This is a genomic window from Streptomyces sp. NPDC057963, assembly GCF_042887155.1.
In the GTDB taxonomy this organism is placed as follows: Bacteria; Actinomycetota; Actinomycetes; order Streptomycetales; family Streptomycetaceae; genus Streptomyces.
This window is the reverse complement of record NZ_JBHVPX010000040.1, coordinates 14,377-39,750: the sequence shown is the minus strand read 5'-3', so window position 1 is coordinate 39,750 and position 25,374 is coordinate 14,377. Positions and strand designations below refer to the sequence as shown.

Annotated in this window: 20 protein-coding genes, 2 tRNA genes and 2 pseudogenes; 14 read left to right on the top strand and 10 right to left on the bottom strand. The window is 72.0% G+C overall.

Annotation, left to right across the window (positions count from 1 at the left end; translation table 11 throughout):
• Positions 1-58 precede the first annotated feature (58 nt).
• From ACFVT1_RS39125 to ACFVT1_RS39100, 6 genes are all read right to left on the bottom strand, one after another.
• Positions 59-226: an ABC transporter ATP-binding protein gene (locus tag ACFVT1_RS39125; RefSeq protein ID WP_389805065.1), complete on the bottom strand. Its 168-nt coding sequence runs from the start codon at positions 224-226 to the stop codon at positions 59-61.
• A 112-nt stretch (positions 227-338) separates the two neighbouring features.
• On the bottom strand, positions 339-1,340 hold the full coding sequence (locus tag ACFVT1_RS39120) for a phosphatidylglycerol lysyltransferase domain-containing protein (RefSeq protein ID WP_389805062.1): 1,002 nt from the start codon (positions 1,338-1,340) through the stop codon (positions 339-341).
• A gap of 117 nt (positions 1,341-1,457) precedes the next feature.
• A tRNA-OTHER gene (locus tag ACFVT1_RS39115) sits at positions 1,458-1,548 on the bottom strand.
• 119 nt (positions 1,549-1,667) lie between these two features.
• Positions 1,668-2,090 (bottom strand): hypothetical protein, encoded by a 423-nt coding sequence (locus tag ACFVT1_RS39110; protein WP_389805059.1) that lies wholly within the window; start codon positions 2,088-2,090, stop codon positions 1,668-1,670.
• Positions 2,087-3,022: a helix-turn-helix domain-containing protein gene (locus ACFVT1_RS39105; protein ID WP_389805057.1), complete on the bottom strand. Its 936-nt coding sequence runs from the start codon at positions 3,020-3,022 to the stop codon at positions 2,087-2,089. Before ACFVT1_RS39105 ends, ACFVT1_RS39110 begins: the two co-directional genes overlap by 4 nt.
• Before the next feature lie 130 nt (positions 3,023-3,152).
• A complete protein-coding gene (locus tag ACFVT1_RS39100) occupies positions 3,153-3,881 on the bottom strand; it encodes a VC0807 family protein (protein ID WP_389805054.1) in 729 nt (242 codons plus the stop codon).
• A 205-nt stretch (positions 3,882-4,086) separates the two neighbouring features.
• Between ACFVT1_RS39100 and ACFVT1_RS39095 the strand changes: the two genes are divergently transcribed.
• Together ACFVT1_RS39095 and ACFVT1_RS39090 are read left to right on the top strand one after the other, a co-directional pair.
• Entirely contained in the window at positions 4,087-4,701 is a 615-nt protein-coding gene (locus tag ACFVT1_RS39095) for a DUF4291 domain-containing protein (RefSeq protein ID WP_389805052.1), read from the top strand.
• Positions 4,702-4,998: 297 nt separating this feature from the next.
• The gene (locus ACFVT1_RS39090) at positions 4,999-5,721 is read left to right on the top strand and encodes a DUF981 domain-containing protein (RefSeq protein ID WP_389805049.1); all 723 of its coding nucleotides are present in this window, start codon (positions 4,999-5,001) and stop codon (positions 5,719-5,721) included.
• Positions 5,722-5,726: 5 nt separating this feature from the next.
• Here the strand turns inward: ACFVT1_RS39090 and ACFVT1_RS39085 are convergent, their stop codons facing one another.
• The gene (locus tag ACFVT1_RS39085; protein ID WP_389805047.1) at positions 5,727-6,290 is read right to left on the bottom strand and encodes a hypothetical protein; all 564 of its coding nucleotides are present in this window, start codon (positions 6,288-6,290) and stop codon (positions 5,727-5,729) included.
• A gap of 189 nt (positions 6,291-6,479) precedes the next feature.
• On the opposite strand from ACFVT1_RS39085, the gene ACFVT1_RS39080 reads away from it, so the two are divergent.
• From ACFVT1_RS39080 to ACFVT1_RS39060, 5 genes and pseudogenes are all read left to right on the top strand, one after another.
• Complete coding sequence (locus ACFVT1_RS39080) at positions 6,480-9,182, top strand: alpha/beta fold hydrolase (RefSeq protein WP_389805044.1); 2,703 nt, start codon at positions 6,480-6,482, stop codon at positions 9,180-9,182.
• The gene (locus ACFVT1_RS39075; RefSeq protein ID WP_389805041.1) at positions 9,179-10,054 is read left to right on the top strand and encodes an ABC transporter permease; all 876 of its coding nucleotides are present in this window, start codon (positions 9,179-9,181) and stop codon (positions 10,052-10,054) included. The genes ACFVT1_RS39080 and ACFVT1_RS39075 overlap by 4 nt, the downstream gene beginning before the upstream one ends.
• A 176-nt stretch (positions 10,055-10,230) precedes the next feature.
• Complete coding sequence (locus tag ACFVT1_RS39070) at positions 10,231-10,689, top strand: DUF1772 domain-containing protein (RefSeq protein WP_389805039.1); 459 nt, start codon at positions 10,231-10,233, stop codon at positions 10,687-10,689.
• A gap of 364 nt (positions 10,690-11,053) precedes the next feature.
• Entirely contained in the window at positions 11,054-12,577 is a 1,524-nt protein-coding gene (locus ACFVT1_RS39065; protein ID WP_389805036.1) for an FG-GAP-like repeat-containing protein, read from the top strand.
• A 104-nt stretch (positions 12,578-12,681) separates the two neighbouring features.
• Positions 12,682-12,756: pseudogene (locus tag ACFVT1_RS39060) on the top strand (DNA-binding response regulator); the annotation flags it as partial.
• A gap of 247 nt (positions 12,757-13,003) precedes the next feature.
• Here the strand turns inward: ACFVT1_RS39060 and ACFVT1_RS39055 are convergent.
• A tRNA-Arg gene (locus ACFVT1_RS39055) sits at positions 13,004-13,076 on the bottom strand.
• A gap of 328 nt (positions 13,077-13,404) precedes the next feature.
• Here ACFVT1_RS39055 and ACFVT1_RS39050 point away from each other — a divergent pair.
• The 7 genes and pseudogenes from ACFVT1_RS39050 to ACFVT1_RS39020 all read left to right on the top strand — a co-directional run bounded on the left by ACFVT1_RS39050 (position 13,405) and on the right by ACFVT1_RS39020 (position 22,519).
• Positions 13,405-15,057: a dynamin family protein gene (locus ACFVT1_RS39050; protein ID WP_389805068.1), complete on the top strand. Its 1,653-nt coding sequence runs from the start codon at positions 13,405-13,407 to the stop codon at positions 15,055-15,057.
• Complete coding sequence (locus ACFVT1_RS39045) at positions 15,054-17,015, top strand: GTPase (RefSeq protein ID WP_389805033.1); 1,962 nt, start codon at positions 15,054-15,056, stop codon at positions 17,013-17,015. Before ACFVT1_RS39050 ends, ACFVT1_RS39045 begins: the two co-directional genes overlap by 4 nt.
• 100 nt (positions 17,016-17,115) lie before the next feature.
• Positions 17,116-17,481: pseudogene (locus ACFVT1_RS39040) on the top strand (single-stranded DNA-binding protein); the annotation flags it as partial.
• 639 nt (positions 17,482-18,120) lie between these two features.
• Positions 18,121-19,497 carry an LAETG motif-containing sortase-dependent surface protein gene (locus ACFVT1_RS39035; RefSeq protein ID WP_389805031.1) on the top strand — a complete coding sequence of 459 codons (1,377 nt, stop codon included), beginning with the start codon at positions 18,121-18,123 and terminating at the stop codon, positions 19,495-19,497.
• A 243-nt stretch (positions 19,498-19,740) separates the two neighbouring features.
• Positions 19,741-21,405 carry an energy-dependent translational throttle protein EttA gene (gene ettA / locus ACFVT1_RS39030; protein WP_389805029.1) on the top strand — a complete coding sequence of 555 codons (1,665 nt, stop codon included), beginning with the start codon at positions 19,741-19,743 and terminating at the stop codon, positions 21,403-21,405.
• Between the two features lie 5 nt (positions 21,406-21,410).
• On the top strand, positions 21,411-21,833 hold the full coding sequence (locus ACFVT1_RS39025; RefSeq protein ID WP_266361441.1) for a thioesterase family protein: 423 nt from the start codon (positions 21,411-21,413) through the stop codon (positions 21,831-21,833).
• Positions 21,830-22,519, top strand: a complete 690-nt coding sequence (locus ACFVT1_RS39020; RefSeq protein ID WP_389805026.1) for a hypothetical protein — start codon at positions 21,830-21,832, stop codon at positions 22,517-22,519. The genes ACFVT1_RS39025 and ACFVT1_RS39020 overlap by 4 nt, the downstream gene beginning before the upstream one ends.
• A 93-nt stretch (positions 22,520-22,612) precedes the next feature.
• Here the strand turns inward: ACFVT1_RS39020 and ACFVT1_RS39015 are convergent, their stop codons facing one another.
• Both ACFVT1_RS39015 and ACFVT1_RS39010 read right to left on the bottom strand, forming a co-directional pair.
• Positions 22,613-23,809, bottom strand: coding sequence for a serine hydrolase domain-containing protein (locus ACFVT1_RS39015; protein WP_389805023.1), 1,197 nt, complete (start codon positions 23,807-23,809; stop codon positions 22,613-22,615).
• The gene (locus tag ACFVT1_RS39010; RefSeq protein ID WP_389805020.1) at positions 23,806-25,356 is read right to left on the bottom strand and encodes an alpha/beta hydrolase; all 1,551 of its coding nucleotides are present in this window, start codon (positions 25,354-25,356) and stop codon (positions 23,806-23,808) included. The genes ACFVT1_RS39015 and ACFVT1_RS39010 overlap by 4 nt, the downstream gene beginning before the upstream one ends.
• Positions 25,357-25,374 lie beyond the last annotated feature (18 nt).

The following is a 25,374-nucleotide window of genomic DNA, read 5'->3' as shown; positions in this document are numbered from 1 at the left end:
GCGGAAGACCCCCGGGCCCGAGGGCCCGGGGGTCTTCCGCCGTGTGCGGGGGTGGCCGTCAGACGGACGCCTCCTCGGGCGCGGTGGCCAGCAGGGCGTCCAGTTCCGCCAGTGCGCGGTCCGCCGCCGCGGCGGCGGCATCGCTGTCCGGTTCGCCGGCCAGGCCGAAGAACGTGTTCAGCAGCTGGCCTTCGGCGGCCTCCAACTGCTCCGGTGTCGGTCCCATGGCAAGCTCCCGGGTCTCGGATCGCATCAGGTCGGATCGGATCAGGTCCGATCAGGTCAGGTCGGATCAATTCGGATCAGGCCGGTCGAGGTCGTACGGCCGCGCGGCTTCCTCAAATGGCGTTGGCGGCCTTGAAGATGTGGAGGAGCCCGCTCAGCCGGGCCTCGCCCTGGAAGGCCACGTACTCCGGCAGCACCAGCGGTGCCCACTTCTGCTTGTACGCCAGCTGGGTCTGAGCCGGGTACACGGCGGCTCCGTTGGCCAGCAGCCACCGCATGAACCAGGCGAACCCCCGGCTGGCGCCCGGCACTTCGCACTCCGCGTCCAGCCCGGTGAACGGCGTGAAGCCGAAGTGCAGCCAGTCCGCGCCCTCGGCCGTGAAGGTGTCGATGGCCGTCCTGTTGATGGCCTCCATGATGCCCGGCACCTTGTCCGGAAGGCGGCGGCTGAGATCGTGCAGCCAGCCGCTGCGACTGCCGTGGGCGGGGGAGTAGGAGATGTATCCGACGGGCTTGCCGTCGATCCGGCCCACGAAGAGCCGGCGCAGCGACTGCGCCTCGCCGCCCAGTTCACCCACCAGGAACTCCAGCGGCTTGGCGTGTTCGCCCTTGCTGCCCAGCCAGGCGCGGTCGACCTCCGCCACCGCCTCCGCGCACTCCGCCAGCGGGCTCTCCGTCACGGTGAGCCCGGCCCGGAACGAGCGGGCGATCTTGTTCCGCAGCTGCATGAAGCGCGTGCCGCGCAGGCTGAATTCGGCCAGGTCGATGGCGTACGAGGCGCCCACCTGGTTCACGGTGAAGCCGTGTTCGGCGTACAGCCCGGTCTCCGCCCGCTGGAGCTGGACCGACACGACCTGGCGCTCCTGGGCGGCGGCGAACTCAAGGAAGCCCTTCAGCAGCCGGCCCGCGGCGTCCGGGGGAGAGAACGGACCCCCGAACTGGACCAGATACGGTCCGGAGGTCCGGTACGCGATCACTCCGGGCAGCCCCGGCAGCGAAAAGCGGGAATTACCGCTGCTGAGGGCCAGGAATCCGCTGGGATTGTCGCCGAACTCCGCGACCGCGCGGAGCGTGTTGTCGAAGTCGATGCTGTCTGCCGTGACACTGGATGTCATCCTGCACGCCCCACAAGATTAGACGGGTAATGCGGTCTGCCGCCGCGCAGCGGGAAATCAGACAGATCCGGCCCTGCTCCTGATGGAGTGCAGGGCCGGATCCGTTGCTGCGTGCTGCGGAGAGGGCAGGATTCGAACCTGCGTGGGCCTTTGCGGGCCCGACCTTGCTTGCGCGCGGTCCCCGATAAACCACTCCGGGCACCTCTCCGTGTTCCCGGTCCGGTTTCCCGTCCCGTTCACAAGTAAGAGTCTGCCAGAGGGTCCTGACATGACCCTGACGTCCCGCTGATGGTGCGCCGGTCCGGCCCGTCCCGGCCCGGCGCACTGTCACATGCGCCGCAGGCCCACGTACTGGAGCGCACCCATGGCCGCCACCACCAGGCCCTGGAACACGATCCACCCGTTGCCGATGCTCGTCGCGGTCAGGGCGTCCATGGCGACTGTCGCGACGCTGAGCACGGCCCAGGCCACGTTCATGGTGATGATGACGGTGACCGCGCCGCGGTTGATGTTCTCCTGGCGGGAGACGACCAGCACCCACAGGGCGTACACCGTGAGGAACACGCCCACCGGGTACTGCACCGAGAGGCGCACGCCGAGGAACGAGTCCAGGACCGTGGCGAGGGCGAGGTAGCCGATGCCGTTCGCACCGGTCAGGACCACGTCCGCCACGAGGGCGAAGCGGAGGAGGCTGTCGGAACGGGCGGCGCCCGTCGCCGGGACCGTACCCGCGTTCTGGGACGACGTCATGAGGTCTTCCTTTCGTTGTCGTGCTGCTGCTGACCTGGAGGTGTGTGCTGAGTGGGCCCGGAGGCGCTCCCGGCATCGGGGAACACCGGGGCGGGCGAACCGAGGAGGACCCGGGTCTCGGTGTTCGCCGGCAGGAAGGATTCGAGCGCGATGCCGCTCAATGGCCCGGAGGGGAGATCGGAGAACAGGGTGCCGGGGCGCTCTCCGAACGAGGTGACGATGTGGAAGAAGGTCAGGAGGTGCCCCTCCCGGTACAGCTCGATGGGCAGGAGCAGCCGGTCCGCCTCCCCCGAACCGTCGAATACGGCCTCCTCCGACCCGGAGAATTCCGCGTCCTGTCCCGAGGGAAGACCGGCTATGGAATCCTCCAATTCCCGTAGACGGACATCCCCCGTGATTGCGCTCCATCGCCGCAACATGCGTGTGACGTGGTATCTCACCTGGGCGAGATTGGTCAGATGCGGCGCCAGCCCGTCCGGGTGCAGAATGATGCGGAGGAAATTGGCGGGCGCCAGGAGATGACCGGCGACATCACTCATCAGCATTTCCATCGTGTGATTGAGAGCCACGATGTTCCAGCAGCTGTCGGTGACCATGGCCGGATAGGGCTCATGACCGGTCAGCACCTTCTCCAGAACCGGGCGGGCATCATCCGGCAAGGGGGGAACGCTCTCGTACCAGCGCAGCCTCCCCGCCGCGGTCGCGCGGTCGACGAGCTGCTGCCGGTGCGAGGGCGGCAGCCCGAGTACCTGGGCGATATGGAGAACCGTCTCGGCGTCGGGCGTCTGCTCGCAGGCCTCGATTCTCCTCAGATGGTTCAGGGAAAAGCCGGCTCGCTCGGCAAGCACCTGCTTGCTGAGTGATTTCTGGCGCCGCAGGTCACGTAGGAGCAGCCCCAGGACGCCGTCGTCTTCGGAGGAACGCATGCCCATAGGGGGACGGTAATGACCGGTGCACGGCTGCCTCAATTACCTCCCAGGTAATCGTCGCCCCCCGGCCGCCGTTCTCGGCCATGGTTCGGATATCCGGCTTATCTCTTCTTCTCAGGACCGCCCCCCGGCGTCACCGGGTACCGGCGGCGGCCCTCCCGGCGCCGACCGCCTCGGCGATCATCCGCTCCATCGGAACGGCGCCCACCCGGCCCGAGACCAGGAACGCGAACACCATCGTCGCGACCATGACCACCGTGCCGAGCCACACCATCGTCCCGACCGGCACGGTGTACGCCCCAGCCGTCCGCGCCACGCACTCACCGAGCAGCGCCGCACCCCACACCGCCGAGAACCGCGTCTCCGCCCGGCGGAACGCCGCCGACTCCGCCGAGAGCCGCTGCCAGGCGGTGTCCTTCGCCGCATCCCCCTTGACCAGCCACGGCCGCACCCCCGCGCTCATCATCGGCTGCCCCTTCAGCGCGGTCACCAGGACGACGAGCCCGATGACGCTGCTCACCCCGCTGTCCTTGGCGAGCATCAGCCGCGGGTCACCGACCACCAGGCTCGTCAGCAGTCCGACCACGTTGACCGTCACCATCAGCGCCGCCAGTCCGTTGAGCCGGCGCTTCCGCACGACACCCCACGCGGTGCGCACGGCCGGCACCACACTGCTCCAGGCCAGTGCGGCGAACGTCCCCGTGCCCGCCGCCTTCAGCGCGTAGTACGAGACGAGCGGCACCCCCACATCCACGAGCAGCGGCACCATGCTGTCCAGCAGCGCCTTGCGCGGAGCGAACGGGGCGGCGGCGACCGGAGCATCTGCGACAGGGGCGGTGGCGGTGGCGGCCGGGCTGCTCATGACGGGTTCCTCTCCCGTATCGGCGGGCGCCTTCGCGGCCCCGCTCTCGATACGTACAGACTGGCCGTCGGGGCCCGGTGCCCGGCAGAGCCGCGTGTACCGAGGTCCGTATGACGAATGTCAGCCCCTGGCGATGACGTTCCGGGTCCGCACGGCGCCGGCAACTCGCTCGCGGCGACGGCCCGACCGGTGCTGTGATGAGGCCATGAGCGCCCTGACCAGCCCACAGCACGAGATCCGCGCCCAGTACACGGACACGACCCTCACCGTGTACCAGGCGTACGCCCCGTCCATCGGCCTTCCCGCCGCGCGCGACGGGCGCTTCCCCGATGTCTGGAAGCGTGACCGCATGACGTGGATCAAGCCGAGCTTCCTGTGGATGATGTACCGCTGCGGCTGGGCCACCAAGGACGGCCAGGAGACCGTCCTGGCGGTCGAGATCACCCGCGAGGGCTTCGACTGGGCCCTGGCGAACTCCGAACTCTCCCACTATGTCGCGGGAGTTCACCCCGACCGCGCCACCTGGCGACGCGACCTGCGCCGCAGCCCGGCCCGCGTCCAGTGGGACCCCGAGCGCGATCTGCGTCTGGAGCGGCTTCCGTACCGCTCCCTCCAACTCGGCCTCGCCGGTGGGGCGGCGCGGCGGTACGCGGACGAGTGGACGGTCTCGATCCGTGATGTCACCCCGCTGGCCCGGCAGATCCGTGAACTGGTGTCGGCCGGACGGCTCGACGACGCGGCGAAGCACTTGCCGCAGGAATCGCCGTATGCGCCGGAGGTCGCGGGGGTGTGGTCGCGTGCGGGGTTGGCGGACGGGTGAGTGGTAGGACGCCGGGTGCCGGGTGCCGGGTGTCAGGCGGCAGGTGACGGGTGACAGGTGCCGGGTCGCGCGGGAACGTGACACCCACCCCCGCATGTGTCACGCCGTGAGCCGACGGGCAGGTGACCGGCGCGCAGCGCCGAGGCCCGCTTGCTGCCAGTGGCGCCGTCGTTCACGGCGGGACGCGGCCTCCGCCCCGGGCTGCGGCTCCACGGCCCGTGGCCGCGGCCCGCGACCGCGACTCGGCCAAGAGGGCTAATACCCGATAAGGGGCATATCCGGCGATACGCTCCGTGCATGATCCACCATGCCATTCCCCTGGCGGCATCCGGCCTGAAGATCGACTGGGCCAGGATGCCGACGTACAACACGATCATGTCGGTGGCCGCCGGTGCCGGGCTGCTGCTCGTGGTGGCGCTGGGCCGCCAACTGCTCACGCCCGGCCGCACCATCACCCCCGAAGGCTGGGTGCTGGCGTTCGGAGCCATCGGCTTCACCCTGGTCACCACCGGGCTTCACATGACCCTGACCTGGCCGCTCGCCGGGCAGGGCTTCCCGTTCGACAACATCATCTTCGGCGAACCGGCGCTCGCCTTCGGCGTCTTCCTCCTCACCGCCTCCTTCTACCTCTGGAAGCGGGGCCCCGAACTCAACAGCGCCGAGCGCATCGTCCGTACGGCCCGCGTCGCCTCGCCCATCTCCGTCTTCGTGTTCGGCCTCGGGCTCGCCTGCTTCGGGATCGCCGCCGCGGGCTGGAAGTACACCCTCTTCGCCGCGCCGCCCGAGGAACCCATCTCCGGGGAGTTCGCGCAGTGGCCGATGCTGGAGGCGAGCTTCATGTCCGGGCTCTACGTCCTGGTGGGCATCGGCGCGCTCCTGTTCCCCTTCGTGCTGCACCGGCCCCGGAGCTGGATGAGCCCGGTCGTCGGAGTCGTCTGGGGCCTGGCCGGACTGGCGTTCCTGCTCTTCGGCGGGCTCAACTACTTCACCCACATCGGCCTCATCGTCAACACCATGTGAACCGTTCAGGACCCCGGCGGGACGCCCGGCCCCATCGGGTCTCCCCACCCCGTGACGGCCACCACCTCCCGCGCGATGTCCGTCACCTTCCGCCCGTCCGTCGCCACCCGGACCGTGTCCGCCGGTGCGCGCTCGTCCAGGAGCCGGGCCTTGCGGACGCTGTTCGCCACCTCGCGGTCCAGCTCCGAACCGATCTCGCGCCCCGAGAGCCGGCCGTACGTCGTGGTGTCGGAGGCGGTGAGCAGGACGCGCACGATCCGCACGTCCGCCCCCATCGCGCGCTCGAACATCACCGCCGACTCCGGCAGCACACTCACCGTGTTCGTGTAGATCAGGCGCCGGTAGCCCAGTTCCGCGAAGTTGGACCAGACCGCCGTCAGATTGCGCTCGGTGATTCCCGCGCGGTGCGGGTCGCCCTCCGGCGCCGGGTGGACCTGGCCCATCAGGTCGCCCTCCACGACCGCGTGCGCCGCCTCGACGGCCCGTAGCCGCGCCGAGACCTCCCAGGCCACGGTCGTCTTGCCTACGCCCGCGCGCCCGCCGATGAGCAGTACCTCTGCGTGATTCATGTCGGCAGGGTGCCAGCCTGCGCGGGCTCCCGCGATCGGATTCCACGGCCGCGCCGGACGCGCCCGCCCGAACGGCGCCGCATACCGCGTCCGGAGTACGCGCGGGGACGGCGTACACCCCGGGGAGGCCGGAGAGTTCCCCCTGCCGACTGCCCGCGCACGGCGGCGGTCCGCTTAGGGTCGGGAACCATGGAGACCCCTGATGCGCGTACGTCCCGGTGGCGACGGCTGCTGCCCCGCAACCGCGGCCGATGGGCCGCGGGCCTCGCGGCGCTCGCCGTGCTGGCCGGTGCGGGGACCTGGACCGCCGCCGCGGCCGGCGACCGCGGGCCCACCGTGCACCGCCAGGACCGGATGATGCGGATCGACGGGGTGTCCCTCGACACCTCGTACTTCACCACCGGCGGCACGGAACGCAGGCCGGCCGTGCTGATCGGGCACGGGTTCGGCGGCAGCAAGGACGATGTGCGGGCGCAGGCCGAGCAGTTGGCCGCCACCGGGTACGCCGTACTGACCTGGTCCGCCCGCGGGTTCGGGAAGTCGGGCGGGGAGATCTCGCTCAACGCCCCCGACCGCGAGGTCGAGGACGTGTCCCGGCTGATCGACTGGCTCGCCGACCGGCCCGAGGTGCAGCTCGACGCCCGGGGCGACCCCAGGGTCGGGGTCACCGGGGCCTCCTACGGCGGAGCCGTCTCGCTCCTCGCCGCCGGGTACGACCGGCGCGTCGACGCCATCGCACCGCAGATCACCTACTGGAACCTGGCCGATGCCCTGTTCCCCGACGGGGTGTTCAAGAAGCTCTGGGCCGGAATCTTCGTCACCACCGGGGGCGGCTGCCAGAAGTTCGAGGAGCGGCTCTGCGCGATGTACGAACGGGTCGCCGTCAGCGGGAAACCGGATGCCGCCGCGCGTGCGCTGCTGGCCGAACGCTCCCCGAGCGCCGTCGCCGACCGCATCAAGGTGCCCGCGCTCATCGTGCAGGGACAGTCCGACTCCCTCTTCCCGCTCGGCCAGGCCGACGCCATGGCCAGGGCGATCAGCGGCAACGGCGCGCCCGTCGCCGTCGACTGGATCGCCGGCGGGCACGACGGCGGCGACCTGGAGACCGACCGGGTGAGGCAGCGGATCGGCCGGTGGTTCGACCGGTACCTGAAGGACGACAAGGGCGCCGACACCGGGCCCGGATTCCGTGTCACCCGCACCGGAGGCATCGACTCCACCGACGGGGCCGCCCTCACGCGCGGGGCGAGCAGCGACACGTACCCCGGGCTGAGCAGCGGAGAGGAGACGATCGGCCTCGGGCGGCGGACGCAGACGTTCCGCAACCCCGCCGGGGCCGGCCCGCCCGCGGTCTCGGCCGTCCCCGGCATCGGCGGCGGGCTCTCCCGGCTGTCGTCCCTCGGCGTCGGCCTCTCGCTCGACTTCCCCGGGCAGTACGCCCGCTACGACTCGGCACCGCTGGACACGTCCCTGCGCGTCACCGGCTCCCCGGCCGTGCGGGTGAGCGTGGACGCGGAGCGGGGCGACGCCGTGCTGTTCGGCAAGGTGTACGACGTGTCACCGGACGGCAAGCAGCAGGTGCTGCCCTCCCAACTGGTCGCGCCCATCCGCATTCCGCCGTCCCGGCAGGGCAGGGCCGTGCGGCTGACCCTCCCCGCCATCGACCACCGGTTCGACGCCGGACACCGGCTCCGCCTGGTCCTGTCCGCCACCGACCTCGGCTACGCCTCACCCGCCGAGCCGACGAAGTACACCGTGACCCCCGCCGGCCCGCTCACCGTCCCCACCGCCCCCGCCCTGAAGACCGCGGCGGCCCCCCTGCCCCGGTGGACCTGGGGGCTCCCGGCCGCCGCCGCGGTGATCGCCGCCGCGCTGCTGCTCACCGCCCGCCGCCGCACCGCGGCCCCCGCACCCGACCCGGCGCTCGCCGACGTGCCCCTCCAGATCACCGGCCTGTCGAAGAAGTACGCCAAGTCCGCCGACAGGTACGCGGTGAAGGAACTGTCCTTCCGGGTCGAGAAGGGGCAGGTGCTCGGGCTCCTCGGACCCAACGGCGCGGGCAAGACGACGACCCTGCGCATGCTGATGGGCCTCATCACGCCCGACGGCGGCGAGATCCGCGTCTTCGGGCAGGCGATCCGGCCGGGTGCGCCTGTGCTGTCCCGCGTCGGCTCGTTCGTCGAGGGCGCCGGCTTCCTGCCGCACCTGTCCGGGCGCGCCAACCTGGAGCTGTACTGGCAGGCCACCGGACGGCCCGCCGAGGACGCGTACATGGAGGAGGCCCTGGAGATCGCCGGGCTCGGTGACGCTTCCCCGAGCTCTCGACTTCGTTCGGGCAGGGGAGACCCCATCGACCGCGCCGTCCGCACGTACTCGCAGGGCATGCGGCAGCGGCTCGCCATCGCCCAGGCCATGCTCGGCATGCCGGACCTGCTGATCCTCGACGAACCGACCAACGGACTCGACCCGCCCCAGATCCGCGAGATGCGCGACGTGATGATCCGGTACGCGGCCGGCGGCCGGACCGTCATCGTCTCCAGCCACCTCCTCTCCGAGGTCGAGCAGTCCTGCACCCACCTCGTGGTCATGGACCGAGGCCGGCTCGTCCAGGCGGGCCCGGTCGCCGAGATCACCGGCTCCGGCGACATGCTGCTCGTCACCAGCGCGCGCGACGTGGCCGACCCCCTCGTGGAGAAGATCGCCGCACTGCCGGGGATCGGCTCGGCGGTCCGTACGGACGACAACCGCGGGCTGCTCGTACGGCTCGACGGCGCCACCTCGCCCGAGCTGATCGCCGAACTGGTCCGGCTGGACGTGCCGTTGACCGGCGTCGGACCGCACCGACGCCTGGAGGACGCGTTCCTCACCCTGATCTCCGGAGGCTCCGCATGAGTACCGAAGCCGATGCCACGCCCGTGGCCGAGGCCCCCGGCTACCGGGCCCGGCGCACCCTGCCGCTGCGCGTCGAGGCGGTACGCCAGCTGCGCAGGCGACGCACCCTGCTCATGGGCGGGGTGCTGGCCGCCCTGCCGTTCATCCTGATCGCCGCGTTCGCGATCGGCGGCACGCCGTCCTCGCGGGGCGGCGGCGACCGGCTGACCCTGATGGACACGGCGACCGCGTCCGCGGCGAACTTCGCCGCGACGTGCCTGTTCGTGTCCGCCGGGTTCCTGCTCGTCGTCCCGGTGGCGCTGTTCTGCGGGGACACCGTCGCCTCCGAGGCCGGTTGGTCCTCGCTGCGCTATCTGCTGGCGGCGCCGGTGCCCCGGGCCAGGCTGCTGTGGAGCAAGCTCGTCGTGGCGCTCGGTTTCAGCCTGGCCGCGATGGTGCTGTTGCCGCTCGTCGCACTGGCCGCGGGGGCCGTCGCGTACGGCTGGGGGCCGCTCGAACTCCCCACCGGCGGCGCGCTCACGGCCTCGGACACCGTGCCCCGGCTGGCGCTCGTCGTCGCGTTCGTCTTCGTCTCCCAACTGGTCACCGCCGGGCTGGCGTTCTGGCTGTCGACGAAGACCGACGCCCCGCTGGGCGCGGTCGGCGGGGCGGTCGGGCTGACCATCGTCGGCAATGTGCTGGACGCCGTCACCGCCCTCGGCTCCTGGCGGGAATTCCTGCCCGCCCACTGGCAGTTCGCCTGGGCGGACGCGCTCCAGCCCGAACTGGAGTGGGGCGGCATGGCGAAGGGCGCGGCGGTCTCGGTGACGTATGCCCTGATCCTGTTCGCCTTCGCCTTCCGGGGGTTCAGCCGCAAGGACATCGTGTCCTGAGCTCGGCCCTCCGCGACCGCGATCGGGCAGGCGGACCGGCTCAAGGGCGGCGGGGCGACCACGGGTCAGGGGGAGCGCCGGCGGGCGAGAGGGACGGCCGGGAAGGACAAGGGCGGGCCGCGCGGATCTGTGCAAGCCGGCTGCGCGGCCCGCCCGCCGACGCCAAGATATGTGCCATGTCCTCACTTCCCGCCCTGCTCCTGGCGCTCGGTGTCCTCACGACCGGCCTCTACGCGGGCTTCCTGCTGACGTTCCTGACCGCGGTCATGCCCGGCATCGCGGAACTGCCGGACGAGCGGTTCACGGCCGCGATGCGGCGCTTCAACGAGAAGGTGCCCGGACCGGTCTTCCTGGTCCTCTTCCTGGGCGTGATCGCCTTCCCGGCCGCTGCGGCCGTTGCCGGCGGCGACGGCGCGGGGCGGGCACTCGCCGGGGCCGCGCTGGTCTGCGCGATCGGCAGCCACCTGGTCACGATCGCCGGGAACATCCCGCTGAACAAGGCGCTCGCGGAGTCCGAGGGAGGTGACGACGGGGCGGCCCGCGAGGCGTTCGAGGCCCGCTGGAACAGCCTTCACCGGATCCGGACGGCCCTGTCCCTCGCCGCGTTCGCGCTGCTCGCCGTCGCCGCCGCATAGGCGCACGGGCCGGTTCCCGCCCGTGCGGGGGCCGGCCCGAAGGCGGACGTGCGGCCCGGCGCGGCCCCGTGCCCGTCCCCAAGCCCCTCGGAACCTGCCCGGAATCAGAAGTCGAACGTGTCGACGTTCTTCCTGTCGTCCTGCCCTTGTACGAGGAGCCGCCCCTCCGCGTGGAGGAGCTGTGACGGTCCGGGCCGGGGACGCAACCCCCGCGCGTGGCGGCCGGTCTGAGTCTGCACAGCACGGGTGCGGCGCCATTGGCCCGCGCACACCCGGAAAGCACCCCCGCGCACCCCCGAAAGCACCCCCGCGCACACCCGGAAAGTCCTCCCAACCCCCCCATTCCCCGAACGAAGGAGTCCACGTGGCATCCCGCGCCCTCGGAACCGCCGTCGTGCTCGCCATCACCGTGGCGACCGCTGTGATCACCTTCCCCACCGCCCAGGCATCGACGCCCACCCCCGCGACGGTCTCCGCGTCCCCCTCCGGAACCGCGTCCTCCACCAGGACCGCGCCCGCCCCGGCTCCGCCACGCGACGACTTCAACGGGGACGGCTACCCGGACGTGGCGTTCACCGCGCCCGGAGCCACCGTGGGCGGCAGGGCCGGGGCCGGGTACGTGGGTGTGGTGTACGGCTCCCGGAGCGGTCCGCAGACCTCCACCAAGCAGGTCTTCACCCAGGACTCGCCCGGAATCCCGGACACGGCCGAGGCCGGTGACGCGTTCGGCAGCTCGATGGTCTCCGCCGACCTGGACAAGGACGGGTACAGCGACCTCGTGGTGGGTGCGAGGAAGGAGAAGGCCGGCTCGTTCGAGTCCGCCGGTTCGCTCACCGTGATCTGGGGCGGGGCGCACGGGCTGTCGGGTGGCGCGACCCTCCTGACGGGCAACGAAGCGTACGACGAGATCGGCGGGAAGAGTGCCGTCGGCGACTTCGACGGCGACGGCGCCATGGACATCGTCACCCTCGGGATGAGCAACATCCAGGTTCTGTCCGGCCCGTTCAAGCGCGACGGCAGCACGGCCGCTCCCGTCAGGGAGATCCGCGACATGGACGATCTGCGCTACATGGACATCACCGCGGGCGACTTCAACGGCGACGGCCGTGACGATCTGGCAGGTGTCGTCCACGACGGCGACGAGTACGACGCCCGGCGCATCCTCGTCCGCAACGGCGGAGCGACCGGCCTCAGCGGGAACTGCACCGTCGTCAACAGGGCCAACGGCTCCCGTCTCCAGGCCGGCGAGACCATCACGGCGGGGCAGGTGAACGGCGACGCATACGCCGACCTCGTCGTGGGCCGCCCGGTCGACGGCTACGACAGCGACCTGGACACACCGCTCGCCAAGGGCGGCATGATCACCTATGTTCCGGGCAGCGCGACCGGCCCGCGGGGCGACCGGGCGAAGGTCTTCAACCAGGACAGCGCGGGTGTCCCGGGTGTCGCCGAGCCGTCCGACGGATTCGGCGCGGCGGTGTCGATCGGCGACACGAACGGTGACGGCTACGGCGACATCGCCGTCGGCGTCCCCCACGAGGACCTCGGCACGACAAAGGACGCGGGCTCGGTCCTGGTCCTCCCCGGCACCGCGTCCGGCCCCACCGGCGCGGGCACGGTGGGCTTCAACCAGGACACGGCGAACGTCCCCGGGGTCGCCGAGGCGGACGACGGGTTCGGCGCCGCCGCCAAGCTGGTCGACGCCGACCGCGACGGCCGCACCGAACTGATCGTCGGCGCCCCCGGCGAGAACGCGCACGCGGGCTCCCTGTGGGTCTTCCCCACCACGGCGTCCGGTGTGACGGCCAAGGGTTCGTCCACGTTCGGCCACGGGACGCTGGGCACGGTGGGAACGGACGCGGAGCTGGGCTCGTCGTTCAACCGCTGACCCTTTCCCGGTCCGGGGGGTGGGGCAGGCTCCACCCCCCCGGACTCGGGCAGCACGGATGTACGGTCCCGGGACCGTCTCCTACGGTGAGGCCATGCGCCCCCGCCAAGCTGGACCTCCCCCCGGCCGAGGAGACCCACCGCAGGGTGCCGGCGGTCCTGACGTTCCTGCGGTCCTGACGGTCGCTGCGGGCGCGGCCCCCACCCCCACCGTTCCTTCCGCGGCCTTCCGCGGCCTTCCCCGGCCTTCCGCAACAGGACGCGGCAGGGTGACGGCGTGGCGCTGAAATGACAACAGGGGGCACCCCGGCCCGTCAGGGAGCCTGTCAGGTCTTACGCTGCCACTACGCCGCGTTCGCTAACGTGCCTCGACCAGCAAAAAGGCCCTCCCGGAGGGAGGGCCGAACGCGTGCGGTGCGTGTAAGCGCGCCCCCGGCAGGACTCGAACCTGCGGCCAAGCGCTTAGAAGGCGCCTGCTCTATCCACTGAGCTACGGGGGCCGGGTGGTGGCCTCGGCGGCCTGGAGCCCTGGGGCCTGGCCGGTCGGTGACCTGCCGGGACAAGGATAGGGCTCCGAACGCCTCGACCCGGTTGCTTCACCTGCGTGGCACGATGTGGAGGTTCGGTGAAGCGAACCGATAATCGCAGGTGGGTGGGATTCGCGCATCGCTTTTGACGCCTCGCGCCCCGGGTGTTGTGCACTCGTTATGCCTGCGCCCCACTCGTCCCCTCTGTCCCGACTCCGTCCTGAGGGGAGAACCGGCGCGCAGAGGTGGCTATACGCTTCAAAAAGGCTCCAAAATTGGGCATTCTTCGCATGTGGTGACCTTGGACGTACGGCCTCAGCTCATCGACGCACTTTCCGCCCTGCGCGACCGTGTCGCTGCCGTGCGTCTCCCACTTCCGCTGCCGGGGGCCCCGCGCGCCCGCCAGACCCGGAGCGAGCTGCTCGCCCAGCTCGACGACTATCTGCTTCCCCGGCTCAGGGATCCTGAAGCGCCCCTGCTCGCGGTGATCGGCGGGTCCACCGGAGCCGGGAAGTCGACGCTCGTCAATTCACTGGTGGGGCGGCTGGTCAGCGAGGCCGGGGTGCTGCGGCCGACCACGCGGACGCCCGTACTCGTCTGCCACCCGGACGATCACCACTGGTTCGCGGGCGTACGCGTGCTGCCGCAGCTGACCAGGGTCTGGCTGCCGCCCGAGGAGTCCGGGGATCCGGGCCGGTGCGACGGCCCCGACGGGTTCGACGGGACCGGGAAGGAGGACGGGACCGTACTGCGCGTCGAGACGGCCACCGGGCTGCCGCGCGGGCTCGCACTGCTCGACGCGCCCGACATCGACTCGCTCGTGGTACGGAACCGGGTCCTGGCCGCCGAGCTGATCTGCGCCGCGGACGTGTGGGTGATGGTGACGACGGCCTCCCGGTACGCGGACGCGGTGCCGTGGCATCTGCTGCGCACCGCCAAGGAGTACGACGCCTCGCTCGTCACCGTCCTCGACCGGGTGCCGCACCAGGTGATCGCCGAGGTGTCGCGGCAGTACGGGGCGCTGCTCACCAAGGCGGGCCTCGGTGAGGTGCCGCGCTTCACCATTCCCGAGCTGCCCGAATCGGCCGGCGGCGGCAGCGGGCTGCTGCCCACCACCGCGGTCGCCCCGTTGCGGGCCTGGCTCAGCCACCGCGCCCAGGACCCGGCCGCCCGCCAGCAGGCGGTCGGGCGGACGGCGGCGGGGGTCATCGACTCCCTGGACGTGCGGATGCCCGCGCTGGCCGGGGCCGTTGCGGCGCAGTACGCGGCGGCCGTGCGGCTGACCGGTGTGGTTGAGGACGCGTACCGCGCCGAAGGCGCCCGGGTCCGGCGGCGGCTGCGGAACGGCGGGGTGCTCGCCGGGGACGCCCGCACCCGGTGGCGCGGATACCCGCTCTACAGCACCTCCGAGGAACTCCTCGAAGCGCTGGTGGAGAGTCTTGCCGCACTACTGCAGTGCGCCGTGGCCGCCGCCGACGAGCAGATCCGCACGACCTGGCGGAGCGAACCCGCGGCCGGGGTGTTCGGCTTCGAGGACGTCGGCCGGGAGGCCGGCGGATGGGGACCGGCGGAGGACATCCGGGGCCGCGTCACCATGGCCGTACGGCGGTGGTGGCGGGTGCTGGAGGAGCTGGCCGAGGAAGAGGTGCGCCGGCTCGAACGCAGCGCCGCACCCGACACCGGGACCGTGGTGGCGCTCCTGGCCGCCGCACTGCTCGGCGGCCGGCGCACCCGCGGCGCCGGGGAGCAGCTCGCCGAACGGATCGGCGCCCAGGGCGCGCTGCGGCTGCGCGACAAGGGCGGCGCACTGCTCACCGGCTGCCTCGACCGGGTGCTGGACGGCGAGCGCGACCGGCGGCTCGCACCGCTCGACGCACTCGACGTCGCCCCCGAGCCGCAGGCCGAACTCATTGCCGCGCTGTCCGTACTGCAGAAGGAGAGGTGGCAGCGATGACTGCCGTCATTGACGAGGGGACCGGCCGGGGCGAGAGTCCCGCACCTCACGAGGACCGCGCTCACCCGGGCCGGGGGAGGACGCCCGGCGGGCGCGCCGGCGTGCCGGAGGCGGGCGGCGGCTGGAACGACGGGCTCATCGCCCGGCGCGCGGCCGCCAAGGAGTCGGACCCCGAAACCGGGACCGCCCGGGACGACGACGCACGACCGCCCCAGGTCGAGGCGTACGTACTGTCCGGCGGCCCGCTCCGGCCGCGGCTCGACGCGCTGCGCGAACTCGTCGGGCTGTCCAGGGCCAGGCTCGACGGGGCCACCCTCGCGGAAGCGGGGCGTGTGCTCGACGAAGCGGCGGCCCGGCGGCGGCTCTCCTCCCGGCACACCGTCGTCGCCATCGCCGGGGCGTCCGGCAGCGGCAAGTCGACGCTCTTCAACTCCCTCGCGGGAGTCCAGATCTCCGAGACCGGGCTGCGCAGGCCGACCACCGCCGCCCCCCTCGCCTGCTCCTGGACCGACGGGGCCGCCGGGCTCCTGGACCGGCTCGCCATTCCCGGACGGCTCAGGCGCAGGCCGCAGCAGGGCGGTACGGACGCCGACGAGGCGCTCCAGGGACTCGTCCTCGTCGACCTGCCCGACCACGACTCGGCGGCGCCCGGACACCGTGAGCAGGTCGACCGGGTGCTCGCGCTGGTCGATGCGGTGATCTGGGTCGTCGACCCGGAGAAGTACGCGGACGCGGCCCTGCACGAGCGCTACCTGCGGCCGCTCGCCGGGCACGCCGAGATCACCTTCGTCGTCCTCAACCAGATCGACCGGCTGCCCGGCGACGCCGCCGACCTGGTCCTCGACGACCTGCGCCGGCTGCTCGACGAGGACGGCATGGCGCTCGGCGAGCACGGCGAACCGGGAGCCACCGTCATGTCCCTGTCCGCGCTCACCGGCGAAGGCGTCGGCGAACTGCGCGAGGTGCTCGGCCGTTTCGTCCAGGGGCGCACGGCGGCCGCGCGCCGGCTCTCCGCGGATGTGGACGCCGCCGCCGCCAGGCTCCGTCCGGTCTACGTCGCCGAAGGGCGGCCCGGACTCGGCGAACGGGCCCGCGAGGAGTTCGCCGACCGGCTCGCGGAGGCCGTCGGAGCGGCCGCGGCGGGCCAGGCCGCCGAGCGTGAGTGGCGCAGGAACGCCGGACGGGCGTGCGGCACGCCGTGGCTGCGGCTGTGGCGCTGGTACGAGTCCACCCGGCGGCCCGGAAGCCTGGAGTGCCCCGTGCGGCCCGCGCCCCCCGAGGAGGAGCTCACCGCCCGGCAACGCGTCGAACAGGCGGTGCGGACGGTGGCGGACGAGGCCGCCGACGGGCTGCCCGGCCCCTGGGCCCAGGCGGTCCGGGAGGCCGCGGTGAACGGTGCGGAAGGGCTGCCGGAGGCGCTCGACGAGCTGGCGGAGAAGGCCGGCGCCGAGGACGGACGCGGGCGGACGGCGAGCTGCTCCTCGGGCGGGCCGGGCGGCGGGGCGGTGCAGGGTGCGGGCGGTGCGACGGTCATGGCGACGGGAGTGGCCGGGGCCTGCGGTGTGGCGCACAGCGGTCGGGTGGGCGGAAAACCGCCGCGGCCCAGGTGGTGGCCCGCCGCCGTGCTGGCACAGGCGTCGATGACGCTGCTGCAGATCTTCGGCGGTCTCTGGCTGGTCGGCCAGATCGTCGGCGTACTCGAACCGGGTTTCCTCACGCCCGCCCTGGTGATGCTGGCCGGGGTCGTCGGCGGACCGCTGGTGGAGTGGTCGTGCGCGGCCGCGGCGCGGGGACCGGCGCGACGGTACGGGCAGGAGGCGGAGCGGCAGTTGCGCGAGGCGGCGGCGGCCTGTGGGCGGGCGCGGGTGCTCGATCCGGTGGCTGCGGAACTCGTGCGGTACCGCGAAGTGCGCGAGCGGTACGTGGCGGTGACGGAGTTTTCCACAACTGCCGGATAGTCCACAGGCGTCAGCGGGAATTCCGCCTCTCCTTCAACCTGGATTCGGTGACCGCGCGGGTGCGGTCACCGGAACCGAAGGCCGAAGGGGAGGCGGAGTCATGAACGACACCTTGGTGACACTGGTGGGCAACGCGGCGACGGGCGTGGAGTTCAGGGAGACCGCGACCGGCGGAATGGCGCGATTCCGGTTCGCGGTGACGCCGCGCCGCTGGGACCGCGAAAAACAGTTCTGGACGGACGGACACACCAGTTTCTACACCGTGTGGGCCTGGCGGACCCTGGCGTCGAATCTGTCCGGCTCCATTTCCGTCGGAGAACCGCTGGTCGTGCACGGCAGGTTGAAGGTGCGCGAGGAGGAACGGGAAGGCCGGTGGCGGACGTCCGTGGACATCGAGGCGGTCGCGGTGGGCCACGATCTGACACGGGGTACGGCCGCGTTCCGGCGTGTGACGAGGGGCGATCCGGGGGCGATGGCACGCGCGGGGAGCACGGGCGGCGCGGTGGACCAGGGCGACGGTCAGGTGCGTTCGGACGAGCCGGACTGGTCGGGCGGCGCGGCGCGGGAGGCACGGGAAGCGCGGGAGGCGAGCGAGGCGAGCGAGGCGAGCGAGGCGCGGCCGGGTGGTTCGCGCGAAGCGCCACGGGCCGAGGGGGACGAGCAGGAGGGGGGAGGCGAGCGGAGCGGTCGGCCCGGTCGGGCCGACCGGGCCGAACAGCCGGAACGGGTCGGACGGCAGCGAGCGCAGCGCCCGACGGGACGTCAGAAACGCGGTCAGGAGCTTGCGTCGGCGTCCTGACCGAACGGGAGCGGGGGGCAGATCTGACGGGGAGTCGGATCGGGGGGCGTCGAGACGCCGCGCGCGATACCGGCGATAACGATTCCGATTCGGAATGGTTGTACGACGGTATGAGGGGGGATTGTTCATCTCTTCCTCCTTAGGATTCCCCCGTACTCACGGGGCACTTGAGTCGACTGGCGGGACAGTCCCCACACGCGCATCAGGCGCGGAGGGTCCCGCCCGGAGGGGAATTCTGTGTTTTCTGCTTCTTCAGCGACCGTTTCGTCGTCCACGAGGGCGGCCGATTCTCCACGGCGGCAGGGCATGGCCCGGCTGGCCGCGTCGGTGATGGCGTCCGGTCTTGTCATGGCAGGCGCCCTCGTCGGCGCCGGCAGCGCGGTCGCCGACGAGGCGCCGCAGCATCAAGGTGGCGCGGCGGCGGTCCTGGACGGGTTGAAGACCTACGACCGCGCCGTGCTCCACTCGGGCGGCAGGAACCAGGAGCTGCCCGCCGGACTCTTCGAGATGACCGTCGACGGCGGCGGCAAGCTCAAGACGTACTGCATCGACATCCACAACCCCACCCAGGACCAGGCGAAGTACCTGGAGACCCCCTGGAACCAGACCTCGCTCGGCAGCAACAAGAACGCGGGCAAGATCCGCTGGATCCTGGAGCACTCCTACCCGCAGGTCGACGACCTCGCGGCGCTCGCCAAGCAGGCCGGCACCGGGCCGCTCACCGAGAAGACCGCGGCAGCCGGCACCCAGGTCGCCATCTGGCGCTACTCGGACAACGTCGACATCGACGCGGCCGACGGGCAGGCGGAGAAGCTCGCCGACTGGCTGGAGCACAACGCCACCGACCAGGCCGAGCCCAAGGCGTCCCTCGCCCTGGACCCGGCCGCGGTCTCCGGCAAGTCGGGTGAGCGGCTCGGGCCGGTCACCGTTCGCACCAACGCGAGCCAGGTCTCCGTGACTCCGCCCGCCGACGCCGCCAGCGGTGTCAAGGTCACCGACAAGAGCGGCAAGCCCGTGACGGCCGCCGCCAACGGTGCCGAGCTCTACTTCGACGTCCCGGCGGGCGCCGCCGACGGTTCCGCCTCGCTGACTGTCCAGGCCACCACCTCGGTGCCGGTCGGCCGGGCCTTCGCCGGGGTGACCAAGAGCCAGACCATGATCCTGGCCGGCTCCAGCGAGTCCACGGTCTCCGCGACCGCCACCGGCACCTGGGCCAAGCAGGGCGCCATCCCGGCCGTCTCGGCGAAGAAGAACTGCGCCAAGGGCGGCGTGGACGTCACCGCGAGCAACAAGGGCGACGAGGCGTTCACCTTCGAGCTGGCCGGGGCGAAGCACACCGTCGAGGCGGGCAAGTCCGAGACCGTGACCGTCCCGGTCGCGGAGGACCAGGCGTACGACATCACGGTCACCGGCCCCGGTGGCTTCTCGGAGACGTTCAAGGGCGTCCTCGACTGCAAGACCAGCGGCAGCGGCGCCGGCGGCACCGACACCCAGACCGGCGGGGACAAGCCCGCCCCGGCCACGGTCGGCGGCAGCTCGACCGGTGGCTCCGGTGACCTCGCCGAGACCGGTGGCTCCAGCGCCACCCCGGTCATCGCGGGCGTCGCGATCGCCCTCGTCGTCGTCGGCGGCGGCGCGGTCTTCCTCCTCCGCAGGCGCAAGACGCAGACCTCCGCCCAGTAGTCGCGGCAGGACCACGCCACCGACAGCGGAGTGACGAACGGCAGGCGGAGCGTCACACCTGCCTGATGACGGCCCCGGTACGCGGACGCGTACCGGGGCCGTCGCATGCCCGAGGGCGGGGGCCGACGGGTGCCGGAGGACGGGACGGGACGTACCGCGGACCGGACTGGGTTTCCGTCCCGGGACGGCCGTCAGGCAAGATGGGGTGTATCTGCCCACACATCGATTGCCGGACGGTTTCTCTTGGCTGAGTTCATCTACACCATGCGCAAGACGCGCAAGGCGCACGGCGACAAGGTGATTCTTGATGATGTCACCCTGAACTTCCTGCCCGGTGCGAAGATCGGTGTCGTGGGGCCCAACGGTGCCGGTAAGTCCACGGTGCTGAAGATCATGGCGGGCCTGGAGCAGCCCTCCAACGGTGACGCGTTCCTGTCGCCCGGTTTCAGCGTCGGCATCCTCATGCAGGAGCCGAAGCTCGACGAGACGAAGACGGTCCTGGAGAACGTCCAGGACGGCGCCGCCGAGATCATGGGCAAGCTCAAGCGCTTCAACGAGGTCGCCGAGCTCATGGCGACCGACTACTCCGACGCGCTCATGGAGGAGATGGGCAAGCTCCAGGAGGACCTGGACCACGCCAACGCGTGGGACCTGGACGCCCAGCTGGAGCAGGCCATGGACGCGCTGGGCTGCCCGCCCGGCGACTGGCCCGTCGTCAACCTCTCCGGTGGCGAGAAGCGCCGCGTCGCGCTCTGCAAGCTGCTGATCGAGGCCCCCGACCTGCTGCTCCTCGACGAGCCCACCAACCACCTCGACGCCGAGTCGGTGAACTGGCTGGAGCAGCACCTCTCGAAGTACGCGGGCTGCGTCATCGCCGTCACGCACGACCGCTACTTCCTGAACAACGTTGCCGAGTGGATCCTCGAACTCGACCGCGGCCGCGCCATCGCCTACGAGGGCAACTACTCCACGTACCTCGACAAGAAGGCCGCGCGCCTCAAGGTCGAGGGCCGCAAGGACGAGAAGCGCCAGAAGCGGCTCAAGGAAGAGCTGGAGTGGGTCCGCTCCAACGCCAAGGGCCGGCAGACCAAGTCCAAGGCGCGTCTTGCCCGTTACGAGGAGATGGCGGCCGAGGCGGACAAGATGCGGAAGCTGGACTTCGAGGAGATCCAGATTCCGCCGGGCCCGCGGCTCGGTTCCATCGTCGTCGAGGTCGAGAACCTCTCGAAGGCCTTCGGCGACAAGGTCCTCATCGACGACCTGTCGTTCACACTGCCGCGCAACGGCATCGTCGGCGTCATCGGTCCGAACGGCGCGGGCAAGACCACGCTGTTCAAGATGATCCAGGGCCTGGAGACCCCGGACACCGGCTCCATCAAGGTCGGCGACACGGTCAAGGTCTCCTACGTCGACCAGTCCCGCGCCAACATCGACCCGAAGAAGACCCTCTGGGCCGTCGTCTCGGACGAGCTGGACTACATCAACGTCGGACAGGTCGAGATGCCCTCGCGGGCCTATGTCTCCGCGTTCGGCTTCAAGGGCCCGGACCAGCAGAAGCCGGCCGGTGTCCTCTCCGGTGGTGAGCGCAACCGCCTCAACCTGGCGCTGACGCTCAAGGAGGGCGGCAACCTGCTGCTCCTCGACGAGCCCACCAACGACCTCGACGTCGAGACCCTGTCCTCGCTGGAGAACGCCCTGCTGGAGTTCCCGGGCGCCGCTGTGGTCATCTCCCACGACCGCTGGTTCCTGGACCGCGTCGCCACGCACATCCTGGCGTACGAGGGCGACTCCAAGTGGTACTGGTTCGAGGGCAACTTCGAGTCGTACGAGAAGAACAAGGTCGACCGCCTCGGAGCGGACGCGGCACGCCCGCACCGTGCCACGTACAAGAAGCTCACGCGAGGCTGATCGTCTTGGCACGTCACATCTACAACTGCCCCCTGCGCTGGTCGGACATGGATGCCTTCGGCCACGTGAACAACGTGGTCTTCCTCCGCTATCTGGAGGAGGCGCGCATCGACTTCATGTTCCGGCTGGCGCCGGGGGACGGTTCGCCGTCCTTCTCGGGCGGGTCCGTCGTGGCCCGGCACGAGATCGACTACGTGCGCCCGCTGGTCCACCGGCACGAGCCGGTGACCGTCGAGTCGTGGGTCACGAAGATCGGCGCGGCTTCGCTGACGATCGCGTACGAGATCAAGGACCCGGACCAGGTGTACGTACGGGCCTCGACCGTGGTCGTGCCGTACAACCTGGCCGAGGAGCGGCCCCGGCGGATCTCCGCCGAGGAGAAGCTCTTCCTCCAGCAGTACCTGGCCGAGGAGCCCGCCGCAGCATGACGGTGCCCGTACGGTCGCTGGAGTTCGCCGACGCGAGGGAGGCCGCGGATCTCGCGGCCTTCCTCGGCCGGCTGCTCCACTACGACCGGGCCGCCGCGGTGCGGATGCAGGCGGGCGGCGGCGCGCTGGCCGTGTTCGGCAGGCCGCCGTCGTTCGAGGTCCTGGCGATCCGGGCGGCGCGGCTGGCCGGATCGCACGACTTCGACACCACGGTGTCCGCGGGTGAACTCCTCGAATCCCTCGACGCCGAGGGCGCGGCAGCCGGTTCGGGCTCCCTGCCCGCACCGGTCACCGGACCGCCGTGGACGGGTGTCCTCCCGCCCCGCGGCGGCTGGCGAGAACTGCCGGGCCTGCCCGATCCGGTCGCCCTGCGCACGGCGGTCACCGCGGCGGTGGCGGAGTTCCGCGCCCGCGACGAGGCGCTGCCCGAGGAACGCCGTACCCGGGCGGAGCGCGACCTGATCGGCCGCGAGATCTGGTCCCGGACACTCGACGCCACCGGACTTCCGCTGCGGGCCGTCCACGCCGCCCAGTCCCTCGGCTTCCTCCGGCCGGCGCCCGACTTCCCGGTCGCCCTGCTCGGGGCCGGATCCTGGCTGCGGCTGCGCACCCCGTTCGGCTCGGTCGCCCTGCGCGGACCGGGCGGCGGGCTCGGCACGCTCGCCGTGTCGGTGGGCGCGGGCTGAGCACCGGCCCGTCGACGCGGCCCGTCCGGACGGGGCGACCCGCCCGGACAGGCCGCGGGGCACGGTCCAGCCGGGCAGGCCGCAAGGCACGCCCTAGCCGGTCAGGGCCCTGTCCACCAGCCGCAGCGCGGCCGCGTCCTGGGCGCCCTGGGCCGGGTCGCCCATCCGCAGCGTGAACGTGGCGCTGGTCGCGGCCCGCGCGCCGTCCGGCGTCACCCCGCTCTCGGAGACGATCCCCAGATGGGTTCCGCCGTGGAACCAGATCCCGCCGCTGCTCCCCGCCACCGGCCGCCAGGCGATGCCCAGTCCGTAGCGGACCCCCGGCGCCGCACTCCAGTCCTCGGCCGCGACCGTCTCCTTCATCGCGGCCAGCTGGGCGGGGCGCAGCAGCCGGCCGCTCATCAGGGCGCGCAGGAAGACGCCGTGGTCGTGGGTGGTGCTGATCACGGAGCTGTCCGCCCCGCCGCCGGAGGCGAGCGACGTGTCGACCGGCCGGGCACAGCCGGGGAACCAGGTGTGCGCGGTGGCCGTGGGGCGGGGCACGTACGGGGAGGTTCCCGGTGTGAACGTGTGGCGCAGGCCCAGGGGTTCGATGATCCGGTCGTGGACCTCCTGCGCCCAGGGGTTGCCGGTCACCTGCTCGATGATCAGGCCCGCCACCACGTAGTTGGTGTTGGAGTAACCCCAGCGCCGCTCCCGGGCGGGGTGTTCGGCGTCCGGCACCCACAGGGGCGGCCGGCTCAGGGCCGCCTTCAGCTGGTCCTCGGGGTCCGTGGTGCGAAACCGCGACCGGCGGTAGCCGTCAGGGGTGAACGCATCGGCCGCGTCCGGTGAGACGGCGAGGTAGTCGTTCAGCCCGCTGGTCTGGCGCAGCAGGTTGGCCACCGTGACCCTGCGGCCGTCGTTGCCGTTGCCCCGTACGGCGCCCGGCAGCCACCGCTCGACGGTGTCCGTGAGCGCGAGCCGCCCCTCGCCGGCCAGTTGGAGGGCGAGCGTGGCCGTGAAGGTCTTGGTGTCGCTGCCGATCCGGTAGTAGGCGTCGAGGGGGACCGGGTGGTGCGGGGCCCTCGGGTCGGCGGAGCCGGCGCGGGCCGTCGTCCGGCCGTGGGCGCTCTGCACCTCGGCGAGTACGGCGGTGGCCCCGGTGGCCAGGATCGCGTCCACATCGCTCTGGAGGCGGTTGCGGAGCCCGGGGCGGTGGCGGGGCGCGGCGGCCGACGCCGCGGGGGCGGCCGCCCCGGTGAGCAGGGCCGCCGCCGTGGCCGCCAGGCCCGTACGCCTGCTGATCACCGTGCCTCCCCGGTGCGGGCGCAGGTCAGGTCGGCGGCGGGGAGGGTGCCGTCACGCAGATAGCTGTTGACGGCTCTGTCGGCGCAGGGGACGGGGGTGAGGCCGTCGAGTCCGCGCCCGTACACCCCGTGCGAGCGGATGTCCGCCGTCACCAGCCGTGAACCGGTCAGGCGGTGGTGCAGGGCCAAGGCCCCTTCGTAGGGGACGTTGTTGTCGCGCCGGGCCTGGAGCATCAGCACGGGTACGTCGTTGCCGATCACCGTGGCGGGCTCGCGGGACGTGCTCGTCCAGAACGCGCACGGGGCAATCATGCTGTTGACGAGCGGGCCGAAGACGGGCTGGGCGGCGCGGCTGCGTTCCATGTTCCGCCAGTACGTCTCCGGGCTCCCCGGCCAGCCGCCGGCCGGCCAGCCGCGGTCGCCGCACATGAAGAGGGTTCCGCCCAGCATGCTGTCCGCCAGCTCGGGCGACGCGAGCAGTTCGAGCATGGCGGCGAGCTCCGGGCCGGGCTCGACCGGCCTGCCCGCGGCGGCGTCGACCAGGTCCCGCACCGTACCGGCGAGCGCCGGGTCGTACTCCTCGTGCTGGATGAGCTGCCTCAGCACCAGCCGCAGCACCGGCGCGTCGAGCCGGACGCCGGAGACGGTCACCGGGTGCCGCTCGGCCCCGTCGAGCAACCGCTGGACGCTCGCCCGGACTTCGGCCGGTGTGCTGCCGAGCCGGTAGGTGCCGTCCCGCTGCGCGGCCCATCCGGCCCAGGCGTCCAGTGCCTCTTCGAGCGGCTTGCCCGCCCGCTGGAAGAGTTCGTACTGCGTGGCCGTCGGGTCGGTCGAGGAGTCGATGACGATGCGGTCGGCGCGGCGGGGGAACATCTGGGTGTAGACGGCGCCCAGATCGGCGCCGTACGAGACGCCGTAGTACGACAGTCCGGGCTCGCCCAGCGCCGCGCGGATCGCGTCCATGTCACGGGCGACGTTCCTGGTCGTGGCGTGCGGGAGGAGCCGGGCGTTGTCCCCGTGCTCCTGGCAGCGGCGTGCGGTGTCGCGGGCGGACCGTACCGACTGCTCGAAGTCCTCGCGGCGGGTCGTGACCGGTCCGGGCGCGGGCACGGGGGCGGCGGGGTCGCAGGTGAGGGGGGTGGACTCGCCGAGGAAGCGGGGATCGAAGCCGATCAGGTCGTAGCGGTCCGCGACGTCCTTCAACGCGGGCCGCAGATACAGGGTGCTGGCGAGTCCGGTGCCGCCCGGACCGCCCGGGTTGGACAGCAGGACGCCCCGTCGCTGCCCGTGCTTCGCGGTGGCCTTGATACGTGAGACGGCGATCCGGATGGTCCGGCCCCCGGGGTCGGAGTAGTCGAGCGGGACGGTCACCTTCGCGCACTGCGCGCCCGCCTCGTTCAGTTCCTGCTGCTGCGGCGAGCAGGGGCCCCAGACGAGCCGCTGGTGGGAGGGGGTGGCGGGGGCGGCGGGGGTGGCCGACGCGGGCGGGCTGCCCGCGAGTAAACAGGTCAGGCCCAGACCGGCGGCGGCCAGTGAGGCGACGCGCATCGTGCTCCTCGGGATCAG